Origin of the sequence: Methylobacterium sp. WL103 (genome assembly GCF_008039885.1) — a bacterium.
Lineage (GTDB): Bacteria > Pseudomonadota > Alphaproteobacteria > Rhizobiales > Beijerinckiaceae > Methylobacterium > Methylobacterium cerastii.
This window is the reverse complement of the sequence record NZ_VRUX01000981.1, coordinates 1-1,027: the sequence shown is the minus strand read 5'-3', so window position 1 is coordinate 1,027 and position 1,027 is coordinate 1. Positions and strand designations below refer to the sequence as shown.

Sequence of the window (1,027 nt, the reverse complement as noted above, 5' to 3'; positions counted from 1 at the left end):
GGCGTCGCCCGGCGCCTCGCGCACCAGCAGGATCGGCAGGCTGGCGAAGATCGCGGCCGCGAGCAGGCACAGGGCTCCGAACCGGAACCCGTAGGCCGCGAGCAGCCAGCCGAACAGGCCGGCGCCGAGGCTGGTGCCGGCGACGAACCCGGCCCGGGTGCAGGCGCTCATCCGCCCGAGCTCGCCCTGTGGGACATGGTCCATCACCATCCGGTCGCAGGCGGTGTCGAGCAGGGCGGCGAAGGTGCTGTGGGCGAGGAACACGAGGCCGAGCGCGCCGAGCGACCGCTCGCCGGGCACGAGCAGCAGCCCGGCCAGCGCCAGGTGGCAGCCGAGGATCGCGAGCACGCTCCAGGCGCGGCGCCGCCCCATCGCGAACCGGCTCGCGCGATCGACCAGCGGCCCCCACAGGATCGGCTGGACCGTCCAGGGCAGGCCGGCGATGGCGAAGTGAAGGCCGACCTCCGCGCTCGACACGCCCTGCGCCGCCAGATGGTTGGCGAGCGCCGTGAGGGAGAATCCAGCGACCAGGCCCTGGTAGAAGTAGGTGGCGAAGAACACGCCGTAGCGCGTCCTGCGATCCTGCAGGGTCGGCAGCCGAACCGACGACCGACCTGACGACCACCGTGCGGCCGCACCGGCTTGCGGACCCGGCCGCACGGGCGGATCCTCGCCGCCGCTCATCGCCGAAGGTCTTTCATTGCACGCGCACCCGCTCCGCCCCGATCCTACGACGGAAGCCGGCCGAACGCGCGCGCCTTTCGCTCCCCCCGCAGAGAGGGGAGCGAACAGCAGGTTTCCGGCGCCGGCATCATGAGCGACGGTTGGATCGTCACCGAACCCGGCCCCACCGATACGATCCAGATCTGGAGCGTCGACCTCGCCCTGTCCACGGATCGGCTCGCGCGCTGCGATGCCTGGCTTTCGCCCGCGGAGGCCGCCCGCGCCGGCCGCTTCCTCCGGGCGGAGGATCGCGACCGGTCCCGCGTGAGCCACGCGGCGCTCCGCCTGATCCTCGCCCATGCGC

At 73.2% G+C, this 1,027-nt stretch carries 1 protein-coding gene and 1 pseudogene; one reads left to right on the top strand and one right to left on the bottom strand.

Annotated elements, in window-relative coordinates; translation table 11 throughout:
• Positions 1-684: MFS transporter (locus FV222_RS27190; RefSeq protein ID WP_147816239.1), on the bottom strand; the 684-nt coding region annotated here is incomplete at its 3' end.
• A gap of 129 nt (positions 685-813) precedes the next feature.
• On the opposite strand from FV222_RS27190, the pseudogene FV222_RS27185 reads away from it, so the two are divergent.
• Positions 814-1,027: pseudogene (locus FV222_RS27185) on the top strand (hypothetical protein); the annotation flags it as partial.